Source organism: Pseudomonas sp. NBRC 111133, from assembly GCF_001320605.1.
In the GTDB taxonomy this organism is placed as follows: Bacteria; Pseudomonadota; Gammaproteobacteria; order Pseudomonadales; family Pseudomonadaceae; genus Aquipseudomonas; species Aquipseudomonas monteilii.
This window is the reverse complement of sequence record NZ_BCBJ01000103.1, coordinates 1-17,224: the sequence shown is the minus strand read 5'-3', so window position 1 is coordinate 17,224 and position 17,224 is coordinate 1. Positions and strand designations below refer to the sequence as shown.

General features: G+C 61.4%; 14 protein-coding genes. 9 read left to right on the top strand and 5 right to left on the bottom strand.

The features are described 5' to 3' along the window. Positions 1-38: 38 nt before the first annotated feature. The 3 genes from ntrC to glnA form a co-directional block, all read right to left on the bottom strand. Positions 39-1,475, bottom strand: coding sequence for a nitrogen regulation protein NR(I) (gene ntrC, locus APH36_RS23700; RefSeq protein ID WP_016712464.1), 1,437 nt, complete (start codon positions 1,473-1,475; stop codon positions 39-41). Continuing rightward, on the bottom strand, positions 1,472-2,557 hold the full coding sequence (gene glnL / locus APH36_RS23695) for a nitrogen regulation protein NR(II) (RefSeq protein ID WP_016712463.1): 1,086 nt from the start codon (positions 2,555-2,557) through the stop codon (positions 1,472-1,474). Before glnL ends, ntrC begins: the two co-directional genes overlap by 4 nt. Before the next feature lie 357 nt (positions 2,558-2,914). Next, entirely contained in the window at positions 2,915-4,321 is a 1,407-nt protein-coding gene (glnA, locus tag APH36_RS23690; RefSeq protein WP_060500655.1) for a type I glutamate--ammonia ligase, read from the bottom strand. A 489-nt stretch (positions 4,322-4,810) separates the two neighbouring features. On the opposite strand from glnA, the gene thiI reads away from it, so the two are divergent. Together thiI and typA are read left to right on the top strand one after the other, a co-directional pair. Beyond that, complete coding sequence (gene thiI, locus APH36_RS23685; RefSeq protein WP_060500653.1) at positions 4,811-6,265, top strand: tRNA uracil 4-sulfurtransferase ThiI; 1,455 nt, start codon at positions 4,811-4,813, stop codon at positions 6,263-6,265. Between the two features lie 128 nt (positions 6,266-6,393). Beyond that, the gene (typA, locus tag APH36_RS23680) at positions 6,394-8,214 is read left to right on the top strand and encodes a translational GTPase TypA (protein WP_016712460.1); all 1,821 of its coding nucleotides are present in this window, start codon (positions 6,394-6,396) and stop codon (positions 8,212-8,214) included. A gap of 193 nt (positions 8,215-8,407) precedes the next feature. Here the strand turns inward: typA and APH36_RS23675 are convergent, their stop codons facing one another. Further along, a complete protein-coding gene (locus APH36_RS23675) occupies positions 8,408-8,812 on the bottom strand; it encodes a YkgJ family cysteine cluster protein (RefSeq protein ID WP_016712459.1) in 405 nt (134 codons plus the stop codon). 184 nt (positions 8,813-8,996) lie between these two features. Here APH36_RS23675 and APH36_RS23670 point away from each other — a divergent pair, with 184 nt between their 5' ends. The 5 genes from APH36_RS23670 to APH36_RS23650 all read left to right on the top strand — a co-directional run bounded on the left by APH36_RS23670 (position 8,997) and on the right by APH36_RS23650 (position 14,291). After that, complete coding sequence (locus APH36_RS23670) at positions 8,997-11,447, top strand: glycogen/starch/alpha-glucan phosphorylase (protein ID WP_060500651.1); 2,451 nt, start codon at positions 8,997-8,999, stop codon at positions 11,445-11,447. 184 nt (positions 11,448-11,631) lie between these two features. Next, positions 11,632-12,642 carry a class 1 fructose-bisphosphatase gene (locus tag APH36_RS23665; protein ID WP_016712457.1) on the top strand — a complete coding sequence of 337 codons (1,011 nt, stop codon included), beginning with the start codon at positions 11,632-11,634 and terminating at the stop codon, positions 12,640-12,642. A 3-nt stretch (positions 12,643-12,645) separates the two neighbouring features. Then, entirely contained in the window at positions 12,646-13,242 is a 597-nt protein-coding gene (locus tag APH36_RS23660; protein WP_060500648.1) for a DUF924 family protein, read from the top strand. A 225-nt stretch (positions 13,243-13,467) separates the two neighbouring features. After that, positions 13,468-13,722 (top strand): outer membrane protein assembly factor BamE, encoded by a 255-nt coding sequence (bamE, locus tag APH36_RS23655; RefSeq protein WP_003249234.1) that lies wholly within the window; start codon positions 13,468-13,470, stop codon positions 13,720-13,722. Beyond that, positions 13,719-14,291: a lipocalin family protein gene (locus tag APH36_RS23650; protein WP_060500646.1), complete on the top strand. Its 573-nt coding sequence runs from the start codon at positions 13,719-13,721 to the stop codon at positions 14,289-14,291. Before bamE ends, APH36_RS23650 begins: the two co-directional genes overlap by 4 nt. A gap of 109 nt (positions 14,292-14,400) precedes the next feature. On the opposite strand, the gene APH36_RS23645 is transcribed toward APH36_RS23650, so the two are convergent. Further along, positions 14,401-15,765, bottom strand: a complete 1,365-nt coding sequence (locus APH36_RS23645) for a formimidoylglutamate deiminase (protein ID WP_060500644.1) — start codon at positions 15,763-15,765, stop codon at positions 14,401-14,403. Positions 15,766-15,907: 142 nt separating this feature from the next. Between APH36_RS23645 and hutC the strand changes: the two genes are divergently transcribed. Beyond that, a complete protein-coding gene (hutC, locus tag APH36_RS23640; RefSeq protein WP_156866887.1) occupies positions 15,908-16,618 on the top strand; it encodes a histidine utilization repressor in 711 nt (236 codons plus the stop codon). Next, positions 16,615-17,187: a HutD family protein gene (locus APH36_RS23635; RefSeq protein WP_060500640.1), complete on the top strand. Its 573-nt coding sequence runs from the start codon at positions 16,615-16,617 to the stop codon at positions 17,185-17,187. The genes hutC and APH36_RS23635 overlap by 4 nt, the downstream gene beginning before the upstream one ends. Positions 17,188-17,224 lie beyond the last annotated feature (37 nt).

Here is a 17,224-nt window from a genome sequence, read left to right as displayed (position 1 = left end):
GCAAAGCGGCCCCAGGGATCTTGCAGGATTACCGAGCGTTAGTGGTCATCACCTTCCTCGTCATCACCGCCCGCCACATTCATCCCCAGCTCCTTGATCTTGCGGGTCAAGGTATTACGCCCCCAACCCAGTAAAAGCGCGGCATCCCGGCGGCGGCCGGCGGTGTGCTTGAGTGCCGTCTCGATCATGATCCGCTCAAAGCTCGGCACCGCGCTGTCTAGCAGGTTCGATTGCCCGCGCGCCAACGCCTGGTCGGCCCACTGGCGCAAAGCCTGCTCCCAGTTGGTGACCGGTGCGGCATCCTGCGGCAGGTTCAGCAGTTCAGGCGGCAGGTCGCCGATCAGCACCTCGCGGCTGGAGGCCATCACGGTGATCCAGCGGCAAGTGTTCTCCATCTGCCGCACGTTGCCCGGCCACGGCAGGTTGCGGATGAACTCTTCGGTCTCCGGCTTGAGGATCTTCGGCTCGACTGCCAGTTCCTGAGCGGCACGGGCGAGGAAGTGGCGGGCGAGGGCGGGGATGTCCTCACGGCGGTCGGCCAGCCGAGGAATATGGATGCGAATCACGTTCAGGCGGTGGAACAAGTCTTCGCGGAACTTGCCGGCCTGCACCAGCGACTCCAGGTTTTGGTGGGTCGCGGCAATGATGCGCACGTCGACCTTGACCGGCACGTGGCCGCCAACGCGATAAAACTCGCCATCGGCCAGCACCCGCAGCAGGCGGGTCTGGGTGTCGGCAGGCATGTCACCGATTTCGTCGAGGAACAGTGTGCCGCCATCGGCCTGCTCGAAGCGGCCCCGGCGCAGGTTGGCAGCGCCAGTGAAGGCGCCTTTCTCATGGCCGAACAGCTCAGACTCCATCAGGTCCTTGGGGATCGCTGCCATGTTCAGGGCAATGAACGGCGACGCCGCACGCGGGCTATGGCGGTGCAGGGCGTGGGCCACCAGTTCTTTACCGGTGCCGGACTCGCCGTTGATCAGCACGGTGATGTTGGAGTGGCTGAGGCGGCCGATGGCGCGGAACACCTCCTGCATGGCCGGTGCTTCGCCGATGATTTCCGGGGTGCGCGCCAGGTTCTGTGGCACATCCAGCCCTTGTTGCTCCTGCGCATGCTGGTTGGCACGTTTTACCAGCGAGACTGCCTCGTCCACGTCGAACGGTTTGGGCAGGTACTCGAAAGCGCCGCCTTGGTAAGACGCCACGGCGCTGTCCAGGTCGGAATGAGCGGTCATGATGATGACCGGCAGGCGTGGGTGCTGCTCGCGAATCTGTGCCAGCAGGTCGAGACCGCTGGCACCCGGCATGCGGATGTCGGAAATGATCACGTCCGGTTGCTGGCGCGCAAGGCGGCCCATCACACCATCTGCGCTGTCGAAGCTCTGGGTGGTCATGCCTTCCTGTTGCAGGGCTTTTTCCAGTACCCAGCGGATGGAGCGATCATCGTCGACGATCCATACGGTTTCACTTCGGCTCATGAGGCGGTGGCTCCTTGTTCCAGAGGCAGGTAGATCGAAAAGGCGGTGTGGCCTGCGTGGCTTTCACACTCGATCAGGCCCTGGTGCTGGCTGATGATGTTCTGGGTAATGGCCAGGCCCAGCCCGGTACCGTCGGGGCGGCCACTGACCATGGGATAGAAGAGGGTGTCTTGCAGTTCCGGCGGGATGCCCGGGCCGTTGTCGATGATTTCCACCCGCGCCACCAGGCGATGGCGCACATGGCCGATGGTGAACTGGCGCAAGGCGCGGCTGCGCAGGGTGATGCGGCCCAGGCGCAGCTCGTTCTGCGAACTGATCGCCTGCATGGCGTTACGCACGATGTTGAGGACGGCCTGGATCATCTGCTCGCGGTCTATCAAGACGTCCGGCAGGCTTGGGTCGTAATCGCGCACCAAAGTGATGCAACCCTGACTTTCGGCCTCGACCAGGCTGCAGACCCGCTCCAGCACTTCGTGGATGTTGGTCATGGCCAGCGATGGCAGCTTGTTCGAGCCGAGCATGCGGTCTACCAGGTTACGCAGGCGGTCGGCTTCTTCGATGATCACGTTGGTGTAGTCGCGCAGGCCTTCCTCGGGCAATTCGCGTGACAACAACTGCGCCGCGCCACGGATGCCGCCGAGGGGGTTCTTGATTTCGTGGGCCAGGCCGCGCACCAGCATCTTGGTGGTTTCCTGCTTGCTCAGTTGGGCCTCTTCCTTGGTGATGCGCAGCAGCCGATCGCGCGGGTGCACCTCCAGCAACAGCAGGGTCTGGCCCTGGTTGAGGATAGGGGTTACCGCGTAGTCGACGGTGATGGTCTGCCCGGTCAGCGAGGTGAGCTGCGCTTCGCGCTTGGTGAACGGGTGCGCCTGTTCGACCGCCTGGCGCAACGAGCTGAGCGCTTCGGTCGACTCGGTGAACAGCTCGCTGATGAACTGCCCATGGCTACGTTGGCCGCTGACGGCCAGCAGCATTTCCGCGGCCGGGTTCATGTACTCCAGGCGCAGCTCGGCATTGAGCAGCAACGTGGCGGTGGTCAGGTTGTCCAGAAGCAGACGGTGCTGTGCATCGCTGATGGTCATAAGGCGTCGTTGACCTCTTTTGGCGCTTGCCTGGCCCTGCTTTGGCCAGGGCCAGGTGCGGTGGCCCCGCCGATGCGAGGCTCTCTACCTGCTAGAAATGCAAGAAACAAACCAAAGCTCCGAAAAGAAGCGGGATTTGCCGATAAAGGCCTGTATCTGCGCAAATTCGGATCAGAAACTCTGGATGAAACGTTTCATGTGAACCAGATTGGGGAGCAAATAGGGGCAAGGCGCTTTGTTGTGCACCAAGATAGAGCATAGCGTGGGTGAGGTGATTTCTGTGTGGCGCAGAAACGAAAACGGCCTCCCGAGGGAGGCCGTTCCAGATCAGGTCATCGGCGCGGGGCGCCGATCAGATCAGCAGCTGTAGTACAGCTCGTATTCCAGCGGGTGCACGAAGGTACGGACCTTGATCTCTTCTTCCGACTTCAGCTCGATGAAGGCATCGATGAAGTCGTCGGAGAACACGCCGCCCTTGGTCAGGAACGCACGGCCTTTGTCCAGCTCTTCCAGGGCTTCTTTCAGGCTGCCGCACACTTGCGGAATGTCCTTGGCCTCTTCTGGTGGCAGGTCGTACAGGTTCTTGTCGGCAGCATCGCCTGGGTGGATCTTGTTCTGGATGCCGTCCAGGCCAGCCATCAGCAGGGCCGCGAAGGCCAGGTACGGGTTGGCCGATGGGTCCGGGAAGCGTGCTTCGATACGGCGGGCTTTCGGGCTGCCGACGTAAGGAATACGGATCGAGGCGGAACGGTTACGCGCCGAGTAGGCCAGCATTACCGGTGCTTCGAAACCTGGAACCAGACGCTTGTACGAGTTGGTCGACGGGTTGGTGAAGCCGTTCAGGGCCTTACCGTGCTTGATGATACCGCCGATGAAGTACAGGGCGGTGTCGGACAGGCCGGCATAGCCTTCACCCGAGAAGGTGTTCTTGCCGTCTTTCCAGATCGACATGTGTACGTGCATGCCCGAACCGTTGTCACCGTACAGTGGCTTCGGCATGAAGGTGGCGGTACGGCCGTAAGCGTCGGCAACGTTGTGCACGACGTATTTCAGGGCTTGTACTTCGTCAGCCTTCTTCACCAGGGTGTTGAATTTGACGCCGATTTCGTTCTGGCCGGCAGTCGCCACTTCGTGGTGGTGAACTTCAACGGTCTGGCCCATTTCTTCCAGTGCGTTGCACATGGCAGTACGGATTTCGTGGTCGTGGTCGAACGGCGGAACCGGGAAGTAGCCGCCTTTCACGCCTGGACGGTGGCCTTTGTTGCCGCCTTCCACGTCAGCGCCGGTCATCCACGAGCCTTGCTCGGAGAAGATCTTGAACATCGAGCCGGAGATGTCCGACTGGAACTTCACTTCGTCGAAGATGAAGAACTCTGGCTCCGGGCCTGCGAATACGGTGTCACCGATGCCGGTGCTCTTCAGGTACTCTTCGGCGCGCTTGGCGATCGCACGTGGGTCGCGATCGTAGCCCTGCATGCTCGACGGGTCGACGATGTCGCAGGTGATGATCAGGGTAGGTTCTTCGGTGAACGGGTCCAGGACGGCAGTGTCGTCAACCGGCATCAGGATCATGTCGGAAGCTTCGATGCCTTTCCAGCCAGCAATGGAGGAACCGTCGAACATCTTGCCGACTTCGAAGAAGTCTTCGTCCAGCGCATCACGCGACGGCATGGTCACGTGGTGCTGAATGCCTTTGGTGTCCGTGAAACGCAGATCAATCCACTTGACGTCATGATCTTTGATGAGTTGAACCGACTTCGACATGTTGTCCTCCGGATGGTCTAGAGCGCGGTGGGCCGCTGCCCTGGAAAAAGGGTGTTGCCGGGCGCGGATAGTCGGCCAAGCTTACCTGCCTCACAAGGGAGCAAATTGCATGCCAGTGCCCGAAAATGGCGAGGGCGGGATAAAAGGGGGCGTTTGCGGGCATTTGGCACGCGGCTGACGGCGAATAATGCACCCTAAAGATGCGAGTTTTGGTGGTGATGCACCATAAATGTGCACTGCCAGGCGGATGTGCTTTTTTAAGGGCCCCTTCGCGGGCAAGCCTGCTCCCACAGGTACGGTGTGCTCTTTGAAGCTTGCACGGCTCCTGTGGGAGCGGGCTTGCCCGCGAAAGGGCCGGAACAGGCACTGCAAAACCCCGGTCTTGCATTTATCTCAAAGCTTCTGATCAAAAGTTGGTCAAATCCTGAGCAATTTCCGCTATAATTCGCGCCCCTCATTTTCGGCAGGCCCTGCGCGCGCTGTTAACCAATGAAACTTATCGTCAAAGTCTTCCCAGAAATCACCATCAAGAGCCGGCCGGTGCGCAAGCGCTTTATCCGCCAGCTCGGCAAGAATATCCGCAATGTGCTCAAGGATCTCGACCCTGAGCTCGCGGTTGATGGTGTCTGGGACAATCTCGAAGTGGTCACCCGCGTCGAAGACGAGAAAGTCCAGCGCGAGATGATCGAGCGCCTCACCTGCACGCCGGGTATCACCCACTTCCTGCAGGTTGAGGAATACCCGCTGGGTGACTTCGACGACATCGTCGCCAAGTGTAAGCACCACTTCGGCCATCTGCTGGCCGGCAAGCACTTCGCCGTGCGCTGCAAGCGCGGTGGCCACCATGACTTCACCTCGATGGACGTCGACCGCTACGTCGGCAGCCAGCTGCGCCAGCAATGCGGCGCCGCCGGCATCGCGCTGAAGAACCCTGAAGTGCTGGTGCGCATCGAAATCCGCGACCAGCGCCTGTACGTGATCCACAACCAGCACAACGGCATCGGCGGTTACCCGCTGGGCGCCCTGGAGCAGACCCTGGTGCTGATGTCCGGTGGCTTCGACTCCACCGTGGCGGCCTACCAGATGATGCGCCGTGGCCTGATGACCCACTTCTGCTTCTTCAACCTCGGCGGCCGTGCCCACGAGCTGGGCGTGATGGAAGTGGCCCACTTCCTGTGGAAAAAGTACGGCAGCAGCCAGCGCGTGCTGTTCATCAGCGTGCCGTTCGAAGAAGTGGTCGGCGAGATCCTCAACAAGGTCGACAACAGCTACATGGGCGTCACCCTCAAGCGCATGATGCTGCGCGGTGCCGCGCACATGGCCGACCGCCTGCAGATCGACGCGCTGGTCACCGGCGAGGCGATTTCCCAGGTGTCCAGCCAGACGCTGCCGAACCTGTCGATCATCGACTCGGCCACCGACAAGCTGGTGCTGCGCCCGTTGCTGGCCAGCCACAAGCAGGACATCATCGACCAGGCCACCGAAATCGGCACCGCCGACTTCGCCAAGCACATGCCAGAATACTGCGGCGTGATCTCGGTAAACCCGACCACTCACGCCAAGCGCCACCGCATGGAACATGAAGAAAAGCAGTTCGACATGGCCGTGCTGGAGCGCGCCCTGGAGCGCGCCAAGTTCATTTCCATCGACCATGTGATCGACGAGCTGGGCAAGGACATCGAAATCGAGGAAGTGGCCGAGGCGCTGCCAGGCCAGATCGTCATCGACATTCGTCACCCCGATGCCCAGGAAGACGAACCCCTGGCGCTGGAAGGTATCGAAGTCCAGGCCATGCCGTTCTACGCGATCAACAGCAAGTTCAAGCACCTGGACCCCACGCGCCAGTACTTGCTGTATTGCGACAAGGGTGTGATGAGCCGTTTGCACGCACACCACCTGCTCAGTGAGGGACATGCCAATGTGCGTGTTTATCGTCCGACATAAGACGCCGGGGCTGTATGGCGGCAGTATCCGCCATCGCCCTCCCGACCGCCGGGCCCGCTGAGCCTTAAACAGTACATATTGGCCGCCTACACTGGGCGGCAACCGAATCCTCTGATCGAGATACACTTGTGATCGAAAATCTGCGTAACATCGCCATCATCGCCCACGTTGACCATGGTAAAACCACCCTGGTCGACAAACTCCTGCGTCAGTCCGGCACCCTGGAGCGTAACGAGCTCAACGACGAGCGCGTCATGGACTCCAACGACCAGGAAAAAGAGCGCGGTATTACCATTCTGGCGAAAAACACCGCCATCAACTGGAACGGCTACCACATCAACATCGTCGACACCCCCGGCCACGCCGACTTCGGTGGCGAGGTTGAGCGTGTAATGTCGATGGTCGACTCCGTGCTGCTGCTGGTCGACGCCCAGGACGGCCCGATGCCGCAAACGCGCTTCGTGACCAAGAAGGCCTTCGAAGCCGGCCTGAAGCCAATCGTCGTGATCAACAAGGTTGACCGCCCGGGCGCGCGTCCTGACTGGGTTCTGGACCAGATCTTCGACCTGTTCGACAACCTCGGTGCTACCGACGAACAGCTGGACTTCAAAGTCGTCTACGCCTCGGCCCTGAACGGCATCGCCGGCCTGGACCACACCGAGATGGGCGAAGACATGACCGCCCTGTACCAGTCGATCGTCGACAACGTACCTGCGCCGTCTGTTGACCGTGACGGCCCGTTCCAGATGCAAATCTCCGCACTGGACTACAACAGCTTCCTCGGCGTTATCGGCGTTGGCCGTATCGCCCGTGGTCGCGTCAAGCCGAACACCCCGGTTGTCGCCATCGACACCAACGGCAAGAAGCGTAACGGCCGTATCCTGAAGCTGATGGGCCATCACGGCCTGCACCGTGTAGACGTTGAAGAAGCCCAGGCTGGCGACATCGTCTGCATCAGCGGTTTCGACGAGCTGTTCATCTCCGACACCCTGTGCGCCCCGGATGCGGTAGAAGCGATGAAGCCGCTGACCGTTGACGAGCCGACCGTTTCCATGACCTTCCAGGTCAACGACTCGCCGTTCTGCGGTAAAGAAGGCAAGTTCGTCACCAGCCGTAACATCAAGGACCGTCTGGACAAGGAGCTGCTGTACAACGTTGCTCTGCGCGTTCAGGAAACCGATTCCCCTGACAAGTTCAAGGTATCGGGCCGTGGTGAGCTGCACCTGTCGGTACTGATCGAAACCATGCGCCGTGAAGGCTTCGAGATGGCCGTAGGCCGTCCTGAAGTCATCATCCGCGAAGTGGACGGCGTGAAGCAGGAGCCGTTCGAGAACGTCACCATCGACATCCCTGAAGAATCCCAGGGCAAGGTGATGGAAGAGATGGGTCTGCGTAAAGGCGACCTGACCAACATGGTTCCGGATGGCAAGGGCCGTGTGCGCCTGGAGTACAACATTCCAGCCCGTGGTCTGATCGGTTTCCGTAACCAGTTCCTGACTCTGACCAACGGTGCAGGCATCCTGACCTCGATCTTCGATCGTTACGACACCATGAAGTCGGGCCAGATGTCTGGCCGCCTGAACGGCGTACTGGTTTCGGTCGAAACCGGCAAGGCGCTGACCTACTCGCTGGAAACCCTGCAGGCGCGCGGCAAGCTGTTCGTTGAGCACGGTCAGGAGATCTATAACGGTCAGATCATCGGCCTGAACAGCCGTGACAACGACCTGGGCGTGAACCCGACCAAAGGCAAGAAGCTCGACAACATGCGTGCTTCGGGCAAAGACGAAGTCATCGCCCTGGTACCGCCAGTTCGCCACACCCTGGAACAGGCCCTGGAATTCATCCAGGACGACGAGCTGTGCGAAGTGACGCCTAAGTCGATCCGCCTGCGCAAGAAGATCCTGGACGAAGGCGAGCGTACCCGCGCTGCCAAGAAAGCCAAGAACTGAGTTAGCTCAGGCTGAATGAAAACGCCCCCGGTCGAAAGGCCGGGGGCGTTTTTTTATGCCTTCAGTAATTGTGCTGTCGGTGCTGGCCTCTTCGCGGGTAAACCTGCTCCCACAGGTACTGCACAGGCTCTGAACCTTGCAGAGATCCTGTGGGAGCGGGTTTACCCGCGAAGAGGCCGGAACAGGCTAACGATCAGCGCCCGACAACCTTGGGCTTATAGGCACAATACCCCGGCCGCGGCCCGACCTTTGGGTGGTTGCGGCAGGTATCCGGGCGCTTGTCATAAATGGTGCACAGCCGGCTCTTACGATCCAGATACATGCAGTCATCGTTGCTCATCCGGGTCAGGGTGAAGATGCCCGACTTCTGGTTGAAGCGCTCGATGATGCCTTCCTTCTGCAGGCGTTTGGCCACGTTTTTCGGCGGTTCGTCTTTTTCGAACTCGTCCACCACGCCGATACGGATCAGATCCTTGATCTTCACCTCCACCGGCAGGGTGCAACAGGTCGAGTGGCAGCCACCGCACATGTGGCTGGCATAGCGCTGCCAAGTCTCCAGGCGGTCGACTTCGGCGGCGGCGATCAGGGTCGTTTTCATCTTTATAGGGTGGATCACGGTCTTGGGGCGCGCGATGATACCGGAATTGTTCAATTTATGAACAACCTTTTGCCGGAATCGCAGAGTGGGCATGAAAACTGCGAACCGTAACTGTCACTCCCGGTCGAAGGGTCTAGTCTCAACAATCTCCCTCCGCTTTCGTCAACTTGCCCGAGGATGTCGCATGTCCCAGGAACCCAAAGCACGTGACGCCGAAGTCGCGGATTTTCGCGCCGCTGTACTAAACAAGCTGACCTATGCGGTCGGCAAGGACCCGGAGCACGCCTTCGACCATGACTGGTTCGAAGCCATTGCCCTGGCTGCGCGCGATCACATGGTCGACCACTGGATGGACCATACCCGCCAGGCCTATCGACGCAGCCAGAAGCGGGTCTACTACCTCTCCCTGGAATTCCTTATCGGGCGCCTGCTGTATGACAGCCTGAGCAACCTGGGGCTGCTGGACATCGCCCGCGATGCACTGGAAGGGTTGGACGTGGACCTGGAGCGCATCCGCCTGCTCGAACCCGACGCCGCGCTGGGTAACGGTGGCCTTGGCCGGCTGGCGGCGTGCTTCATGGAAAGTATGTCCACCTTGGGTATTGCCGCCCATGGTTATGGCATCCGCTACGAGCATGGGCTGTTCCGTCAGGCCCTGGTCGATGGGTGGCAGCAGGAGCAGACCGAGAACTGGCTGGATTTCGGCAACCCGTGGGAGTTCGAGCGTGCCGAGGTGATCTACCCGATCAGCTTCGGCGGCAGCGTTGAAACCTTGAGCGATGATAGCGGTGCCCAGCGCCAGGTCTGGTCGCCGGGTGAGACGGTGCGGGCGGTCGCTTATGACACGCCCGTGGTCGGCTGGCGCGGGTCCAGCGTCAACACCTTGCGCTTGTGGCGTGCACGGGCGCTGGAAGAGCTGCACCTTGAACGCTTCAATGCGGGCGACCACCTGGGGGCCGTGGCCGAAGTGGCGCGGGCCGAGAGCATTTCTCGCGTGCTGTACCCGGCGGACAGCACCGAGGCGGGGCAGGAACTGCGCTTGCGTCAGGAGTATTTCTTCGTGTCGGCTTCGTTGCAGGACTTGCTCCGCCGCCACCTGAACATGCACAAAGACCTGCTCAACCTGCCCGATGCGGCAGCCATCCAGCTCAACGACACCCACCCATCGATTGCCGTGGCGGAGTTGATGCGGCTGTTGGTGGATCAGCATGAAATACCGTGGGAAAAGGCCTGGGAGCTGACCGTCGGCACGCTCGCCTACACCAACCACACGCTGCTGCCCGAAGCCCTGGAAACCTGGCCGGTCGCGCTGATGGAGCGCATGCTCCCCCGGCACATGCAGATCATCTATCTCATCAATGCCTACCATATCGACTCGCTGCGCGCCAAAGGCCTGCACGATTTCGACGTGCTGCGCGCCGTGTCGCTGATCGAGGAAGACAACGGCCGCCGCGTGCGCATGGGCAACCTGGCGTTTCTTGGCTCGCACAGCGTCAACGGCGTGTCGGCGCTGCACAGCAAGTTGATGAAGAGCACCGTGTTCTCCGAGTTGCACAAGCTTTACCCGCAGCGCATCAACAACAAGACCAACGGCATTACTTTCCGCCGCTGGTTGTACCAGTCCAACCCTCAGTTGACCGACATGCTGGTCGAGGCGCTTGGGCCAGAGCTCAAGGACGACCCTGAAGGGCGGCTTGCCGGCCTGGTGCCGTTTGCCGACAAGCCTGGTTTTCGCAAGCAGTTCGCCGCCCAGCGCCTGCACAGCAAGCGCGCCCTGGCCAGCATCATCCAGGACCGCATCGGCGTTACGGTAAACCCCGAGGCGTTGTTCGACGTGCAGGTCAAGCGCATCCACGAGTACAAGCGCCAGTTGCTCAACCTGCTGCACACCGTGGCGTTGTACCAGGCCATACGCAACGACCCCGGTACCAACTGGGTGCCGCGGGTGAAGATTTTCGCCGGCAAGGCGGCAGCCAGTTATCACCAGGCCAAGTTGATCATCAAACTGGCCAACGACATCGCCCGGGTGGTGAACAACGACCCGACCGTCCGTGGCCTCCTGAAGGTGGTGTTCCTGCCCAACTACAACGTCAGCCTGGCTGAAAGCATCATCCCGGCGGCAGACCTTTCCGAGCAGATTTCAACGGCCGGCTATGAAGCCTCCGGTACCAGCAACATGAAGTTCGGGCTGAACGGCGCGTTGACCATCGGCACGCTGGATGGCGCCAACGTGGAGATGTGCGAACAGGTGGGCGCCGACAACATGTTCATCTTTGGCTTGACCGCCCAGCAGGTCGAGGCACGCAAGAAGGCGGGTGATTTTGGTGCCAGTGCGGCGATTGCCGCGTCCAACCGCCTGAATGATGTGCTGCAGGCGATTCGCAGCGGTGTGTTCTCGCCGGACGACCCATCGCGCTACGCCGGGTTGATCGACGGGCTGGTGGCGTATGACCGCTTCCTGGTGTGCGCCGACTTCGATGCCTACTGGGATGCCCAGCGGCGGGTCGAGGAACTGTGGCACACGCCGCAGGAGTGGTGGCGCATGGCGGTGCTGAACACGGCGCGGATGGGGTGGTTCTCGTCGGACCGGACCATTCGTGAGTATGCCACCGAGATCTGGAAGGCTTTGGATTGATGTGAGGCCATTCGCGGGCGGTCCCGCGAATGGCCTCACAACCAGACCACCGGCCTGGCGAAGGCTGAACTAGCGACCTATTGTGCCGTCAGAGAGCCGTGGCGAGTCTCATTACTCGCTAGCCTGCAACTCTCCCTGTAAACTGCGGGGGTTTTTCATCCCCCCAATCCGTTCGGAGCCATACATGTCCCGCGTTACCCTGAGTCGCTATCTGATTGAGCAGACCCGCAGCAACAATACCCCTGCCGATCTGCGCTTCCTGATCGAAGTGGTGGCGCGTGCGTGCAAGGAAATCAGCCATCACGTGTCCAAAGGCGCCCTGGGTGGTGTGCTGGGCAGCATGGGCACTGAAAACGTGCAGGGCGAAGTCCAGAAGAAACTGGACGTGATTTCCAACGATATCCTGCTGGAAGCCAACGAGTGGGGCGGCCACCTGGCCGGCATGGCGTCCGAAGAAATGGACAACGCCTACCAGATCCCGGGCAAATACCCGAAAGGCGCCTATCTGCTGGTCTTCGACCCGCTGGACGGTTCGTCGAACATCGACGTCAACGTGTCGGTCGGCACCATCTTCTCGGTACTGCGTTGCCCTAACGAATACCTGAGCCAGAACGAAACCCTGAACGAAAACGCCTTCTTGCAGCCAGGCACCCAGCAGGTCGCCGCCGGTTACGCCATCTACGGCCCGCAGACCATGCTGATCCTCACCCTGGGCAATGGCGTGAAGGGCTTCACCCTGGACCGCGAGCTGGGCAGCTTCGTTCTGACTCACGAAAACATCCGTGTGCCGGAAAGCACCGCCGAATTCGCCATCAACATGTCCAACCAGCGCCACTGGGAAGCCCCGGTACAACGCTACGTGGGCGAGCTGCTGGCCGGCGAGACCGGCCCGCTGAAGAAGAACTACAACATGCGCTGGATCGCCTCGATGGTGGCCGACGTACACCGCATCCTGACCCGTGGCGGCCTGTTCATGTACCCACGTGACGCCCGTGAGCCAAGCAAGCCGGGCAAGCTGCGCCTGATGTACGAAGCCAACCCGATGTCCTTCATCATCGAACAGGCTGGCGGCGCTTCCACCAACGGTTACGATCGCATCCTCGACATCAAGCCAGAAAGCCTGCACCAGCGCGTGTCGGTGATCCTCGGCTCGAAGGAAGAGGTCGAGCGCGTTACCGCCTACCACAAGGAATAAGTCATGCTCGCACCTTGGCAGCCGTTGCTGGAGTGGTGGTTCGGTTGGGGCACCAGTCCCCAGGCCGTGGCTGACGAGAAGAGCACGCTGTGGTTCGGCAAGCATCACGATGCCGATGCCCATGCGCTGTTTGGCGAGCTGACCGAGCAGGCCTTGGCCGGCGGGCTCGACGAGTGGCAGCGAAGCCCGCAGGGCTGGCTGGGCCTGCTGATTCTGCTGGACCAGCTGCCGCGCATGATCTACCGCGACACGCCGCGCGCCTTCGAGGGCGACCGGCGTGCCCAGGTGGTGGCCATGCAGGGCCTGCAGAAGGGCTGGGACTACCAGTTGCTGCCCATCCAGCGCGTGTTCGTGCTGCTGGTGCTGGAGCATGCCGAGGTGCTGGACTGGCAGAACCTGTGTGTCGAGCGTTATCAGGTATTGCTCGACGAGCAGCCAGAGGCCCATCGCCGGCTGTTTGAAGGCTTCCTCGACTATGCCGAGCAGCATCAGCGCGTGATTGCCCGGTTCGGGCGCTTCCCGCACCGCAACCTGGTGCTGGAGCGGCCGAGCACCAGTGAAGAGATGGACTTTTTGCTGGAGCCCGGGTCCAGGTTCTGAGGCATTGGGCCTGCTGTGCAGGCCGTCGCGACGCAAGGCCGCTCCTGCAAGGGGCGGCCTTTTTTATTGGGAGATGACTATTACTTTGTGATTAATCGCACGGTAGTGGCCACCCGACCAATGGTGTAGGGGTAAATGGGGTGGGGTAGGGAACCCGGGAGGGTTTTTTCCGTCGAAGGTCACTGCAGGCCACTCGCCTGTATCCCCTCTCCAGGAGTGTCCTTCATGTCGTTGCGTTCCCTCGCCCTGTTGTCGCTGTGCGTCGTCCTGACTGCCTGCAGCAAGATCAACCAGGAAAACTATTCCAAGATCAAGGCCGGTATGAACAAGGCCGAGGTCGAGCAGTTGCTCGGCACGCCGACCGAGTGCTCTGGCGCGCTGGGCATGAGCAGCTGCACCTGGGGGGACGAGAAGAGCTTCATCAGCGTGCAGTACGCAGCTGACAAGGTGCTGATGTATTCAGGGCAGGGTCTCAAATGAGGCGTGCGTACCTGCTGATGGGGGTATGCCTGGCGTTGCTGCTGGGCGGTTGTGCAGGCTCCGTGCACGACCCGCTGGCGCCGAAAACCGCCGGCAATGTCGACCTCAAGCGCTATCAGGGCAAATGGTTCGAGCTGGCACGCCTGCCTATGCGCTACCAGACCGGTTGCGAGCAGTCCGAGGCGCACTACAACCTCAAGCCGGATGGCAGCTTTGGCGTGCTCAACCGCTGCCGCACCATGGGTGATGAATGGCTGCGTGCCGAGGGGCACGCCAGCATTCAGGAGCCGGGGCATACCGACAAGCTGTGGGTAGAGTTCGACAACTGGTTTACCAAGCTGGTGCCGGGCGTGGCTCGGGGCGAGTACTGGATTTTGTATGTGGATGAGCGTTACCGCACGGCGGTGGTCGGCAGCCCGGATCGCAAGCACCTGTGGATTCTGTCGCGTACGCCGACATTGCCGGCGTGGGAGCGCGAGAATCTGCTGTCCAAGGCACGACAGCAGGGGTATGACACCAGCCGGCTTATCTGGCGTGCGTCTGATCAGCAAATTGTAAAAATGCACTGATTTTTTGGGGTTGTTTTGCAACCCTTCGCGGGCAAGCCCGCTCCCACAGGTTATGCGCAAAACCCTGTGGGGCTTGCCCGAGAAGGGCTGCTAAGCAGCCCCAGTACACTCAACCCAAAAGCTGCCGCAGTACCTGAGCAAACGCCTGCGCGCTTTCCTCCTCCTGTGCATGCCGCCCCTGGCGCACTACCCACTGCCCATTCACCATCACATCCCGCACCTGGCGATCCCCACCCGCAAACAGCCAGCGGTTGAGAATGGCATCGCCATCCGCCAGGGCGATGTAAGGGTCGTGCCCGTCGAGCACCAGCCAGTCGGCACGCTTGCCCACGGCCAGCTCTCCAATTCCTTGCCCCAGCGCTTGCGCACCACCTGCCAGTGCCGCGTCATACAGCGTGCGCCCGACCATCGGTTGATCGCCGCGGTACAGGCGGTTTCGCCGCTGGTCACGCAAGCGCTGGCCGTATTCCAGCCAGCGCAGTTCTTCCACCACGCTCAGTGACACATGGCTGTCGGAGCCAATGCCCATGCGCCCGCCCTGCGCCAAGTAGTCCACCGCCGGGAAAATCCCGTCACCCAGGTTGGCCTCGGTGGTGAGGCACAACCCGGCCACGGCACCGCTGCGGGCCATGGCGCTGACTTCATCCGGCTCGGCATGGGTGGCATGCACCAGGCACCAGCGGGGGTCGACCTCCACATGTTCGTACAGCCATTGCAGCGGGCGCAGGCCGCTCCAGGCCAGGCAGTCGTCCACTTCCTTCTGCTGCTCGGCGATATGGATATGCACCGGGCATTGCTTGTCGCTGGCCGCCAGCACGTCGGCGATCTGCCCAGGCGTTACCGCACGCAGCGAGTGGAAGCACAGGCCCAGCTGCTGTGCAGGCTGCGCGGCTAGGATCGGGGACAGTTGCGCCTGCAGTTGCAGGTACCCTTCGGTGGAATTGATGAAGCGCCGCTGCCCGTCGTTCGGTGCCTGGCCGCCGAACCCGGCGTGGCTGTACAGCACCGGCAGCAAGGTCAGGCCAATGCCGCTGTCGGCCGCAGCCGCGCTGATGCGGCGGGAAAGCTCGGCCGGGTCGGCGTAGGCCTTGCCGGCATTGTCATGGTGCACGTAATGAAACTCGGCTACCGAGGTGTAGCCGGCCTTGAGCATCTCGATGTACAGCTGACGGGCGATGACCTGCAGCTGGTCCGGGGTGATCTGCCCGACCAGGCGGTACATCAGGTCGCGCCATGTCCAGAAACTGTCGTTGGGGTTGCCGGCGACTTCCGCCAGGCCTGCCATGGCGCGCTGGAAGGCATGCGAGTGCAGGTTGGGCATGCCGGGCAGCAACGGACCGGCCAGGCGTTCAGCCCCTTCGGCCGAAGCGCCCGGCTCGATGCTGGCTACATGGCCATCGCTGGCGACCTCGATACGGACATGGCTGGCCCAGCCCGTTGGCAGCAGGGCGCGTTCGGCGAAGTAGGCGGACATCGGTGAAATCCTGTTATTGTTAACTTGTATATACATATACAGGCGTTTGCCTGCCGGGTAAACTGCGGCAAGCTACCGCTCATTCCATTGCAAAGGACTCAACGCCGTGCCGACACCTCCTGTCTCCGCGCTGGTTGCCCAGATGGGCGAGGGCCCGGCGCCGCTGTATGCCCGGGTCAAACAAATGATCGTCCAGCAGATCGACAACGGCAGCTGGCCGCCACACCACCGGGTTCCCTCCGAGAGCGAACTGGTCAGCGAGCTGGGTTTCAGCCGCATGACCATCAACCGCGCCCTGCGCGAGCTGACGGCTGAAGGCCTGCTGGTGCGCATGCAAGGCGTGGGTACCTTCGTGGCTGAGCCCAAGGGCCGATCGGCGTTGTTCGAGGTCAACAACATTGCCGACGAAATTGCCGCGCGCGGCCATCAGCATAGCTGCCAGGTCATTACCCTTGCCGAAGAGGCCGCTGGCTCCGAACGGGCCCTGGCCTTGGACATGCGTGAAGGCCAGCGGGTGTTCCACTCGCTGATCGTGCATTTTGAAAACGGCGTGCCGGTGCAGATCGAGGACCGCTACGTCAACGCGGCCATTGCCCCTGACTACCTCAAGCAGGACTTCACCCGGCAGACGCCTTACGCCTACCTATCCCAAGTGGCGCCGCTGACCGAGGGCGAGCACGTGGTCGAGGCCATCCTGGCCGAACCGGACGAATGCACCCTGTTGCAGATCGAGCGGGGCGAGCCTTGCCTGCTGATTCGTCGCCGCACCTGGTCCGGCCGCCAGCCGGTGACCGCTGCACGGTTGATACACCCCGGTTCCCGTCATCGCCTGGAAGGACGTTTCAGTAAATGAGCCAACTGCAGTTGTTGCGTGCGCAGGATTACCCGCGCATGCCGTGGAAGAACGGTGGCGGTTTCACCGAAGAAATTACCCGCGACAGCGGTGAAGGGCTGGACGGTTTTGGCTGGCGCCTGTCGATTGCCGATATCGAGGAGTCGGGTGGCTTTTCCACGTTCGCCGGCTACCAGCGGATCATCACTGTGCTGCAGGGCGATGGCATGCGACTGCTGGTCGATGGCCAGGCCAGCCGACCGTTGTTGCCGTTGGATGCCTTTGCCTTCAGCGGCGAAAGCCAGGTCAGCTGCAAGCTATTGGGCGGGCCGATTCGCGATTTCAACCTGATCTATGCACCGCAGCGGTATCGGGCGCGGTTGCAGTGGTTCGATGGCACCAGCCGGTTGTACAGCTCGGCGTCGACGGTGTTGTTGTTTGCGGCCAGTAGCCAGGTTGAGGTGACCATGGCAGGGCATGAGGTGCAGCGGTTGGGGTTGCATGACTGCCTGCGGCTGGAGGGCAATGACGAATTGCTTGGGCTGGAGGTTCAGGGGCGGTTCTGCCTGATCGAGTTGGTTGGGCGCTGAGGGTTCGCCAGTAGATTTTTGGCGCCTGTGAGATCGA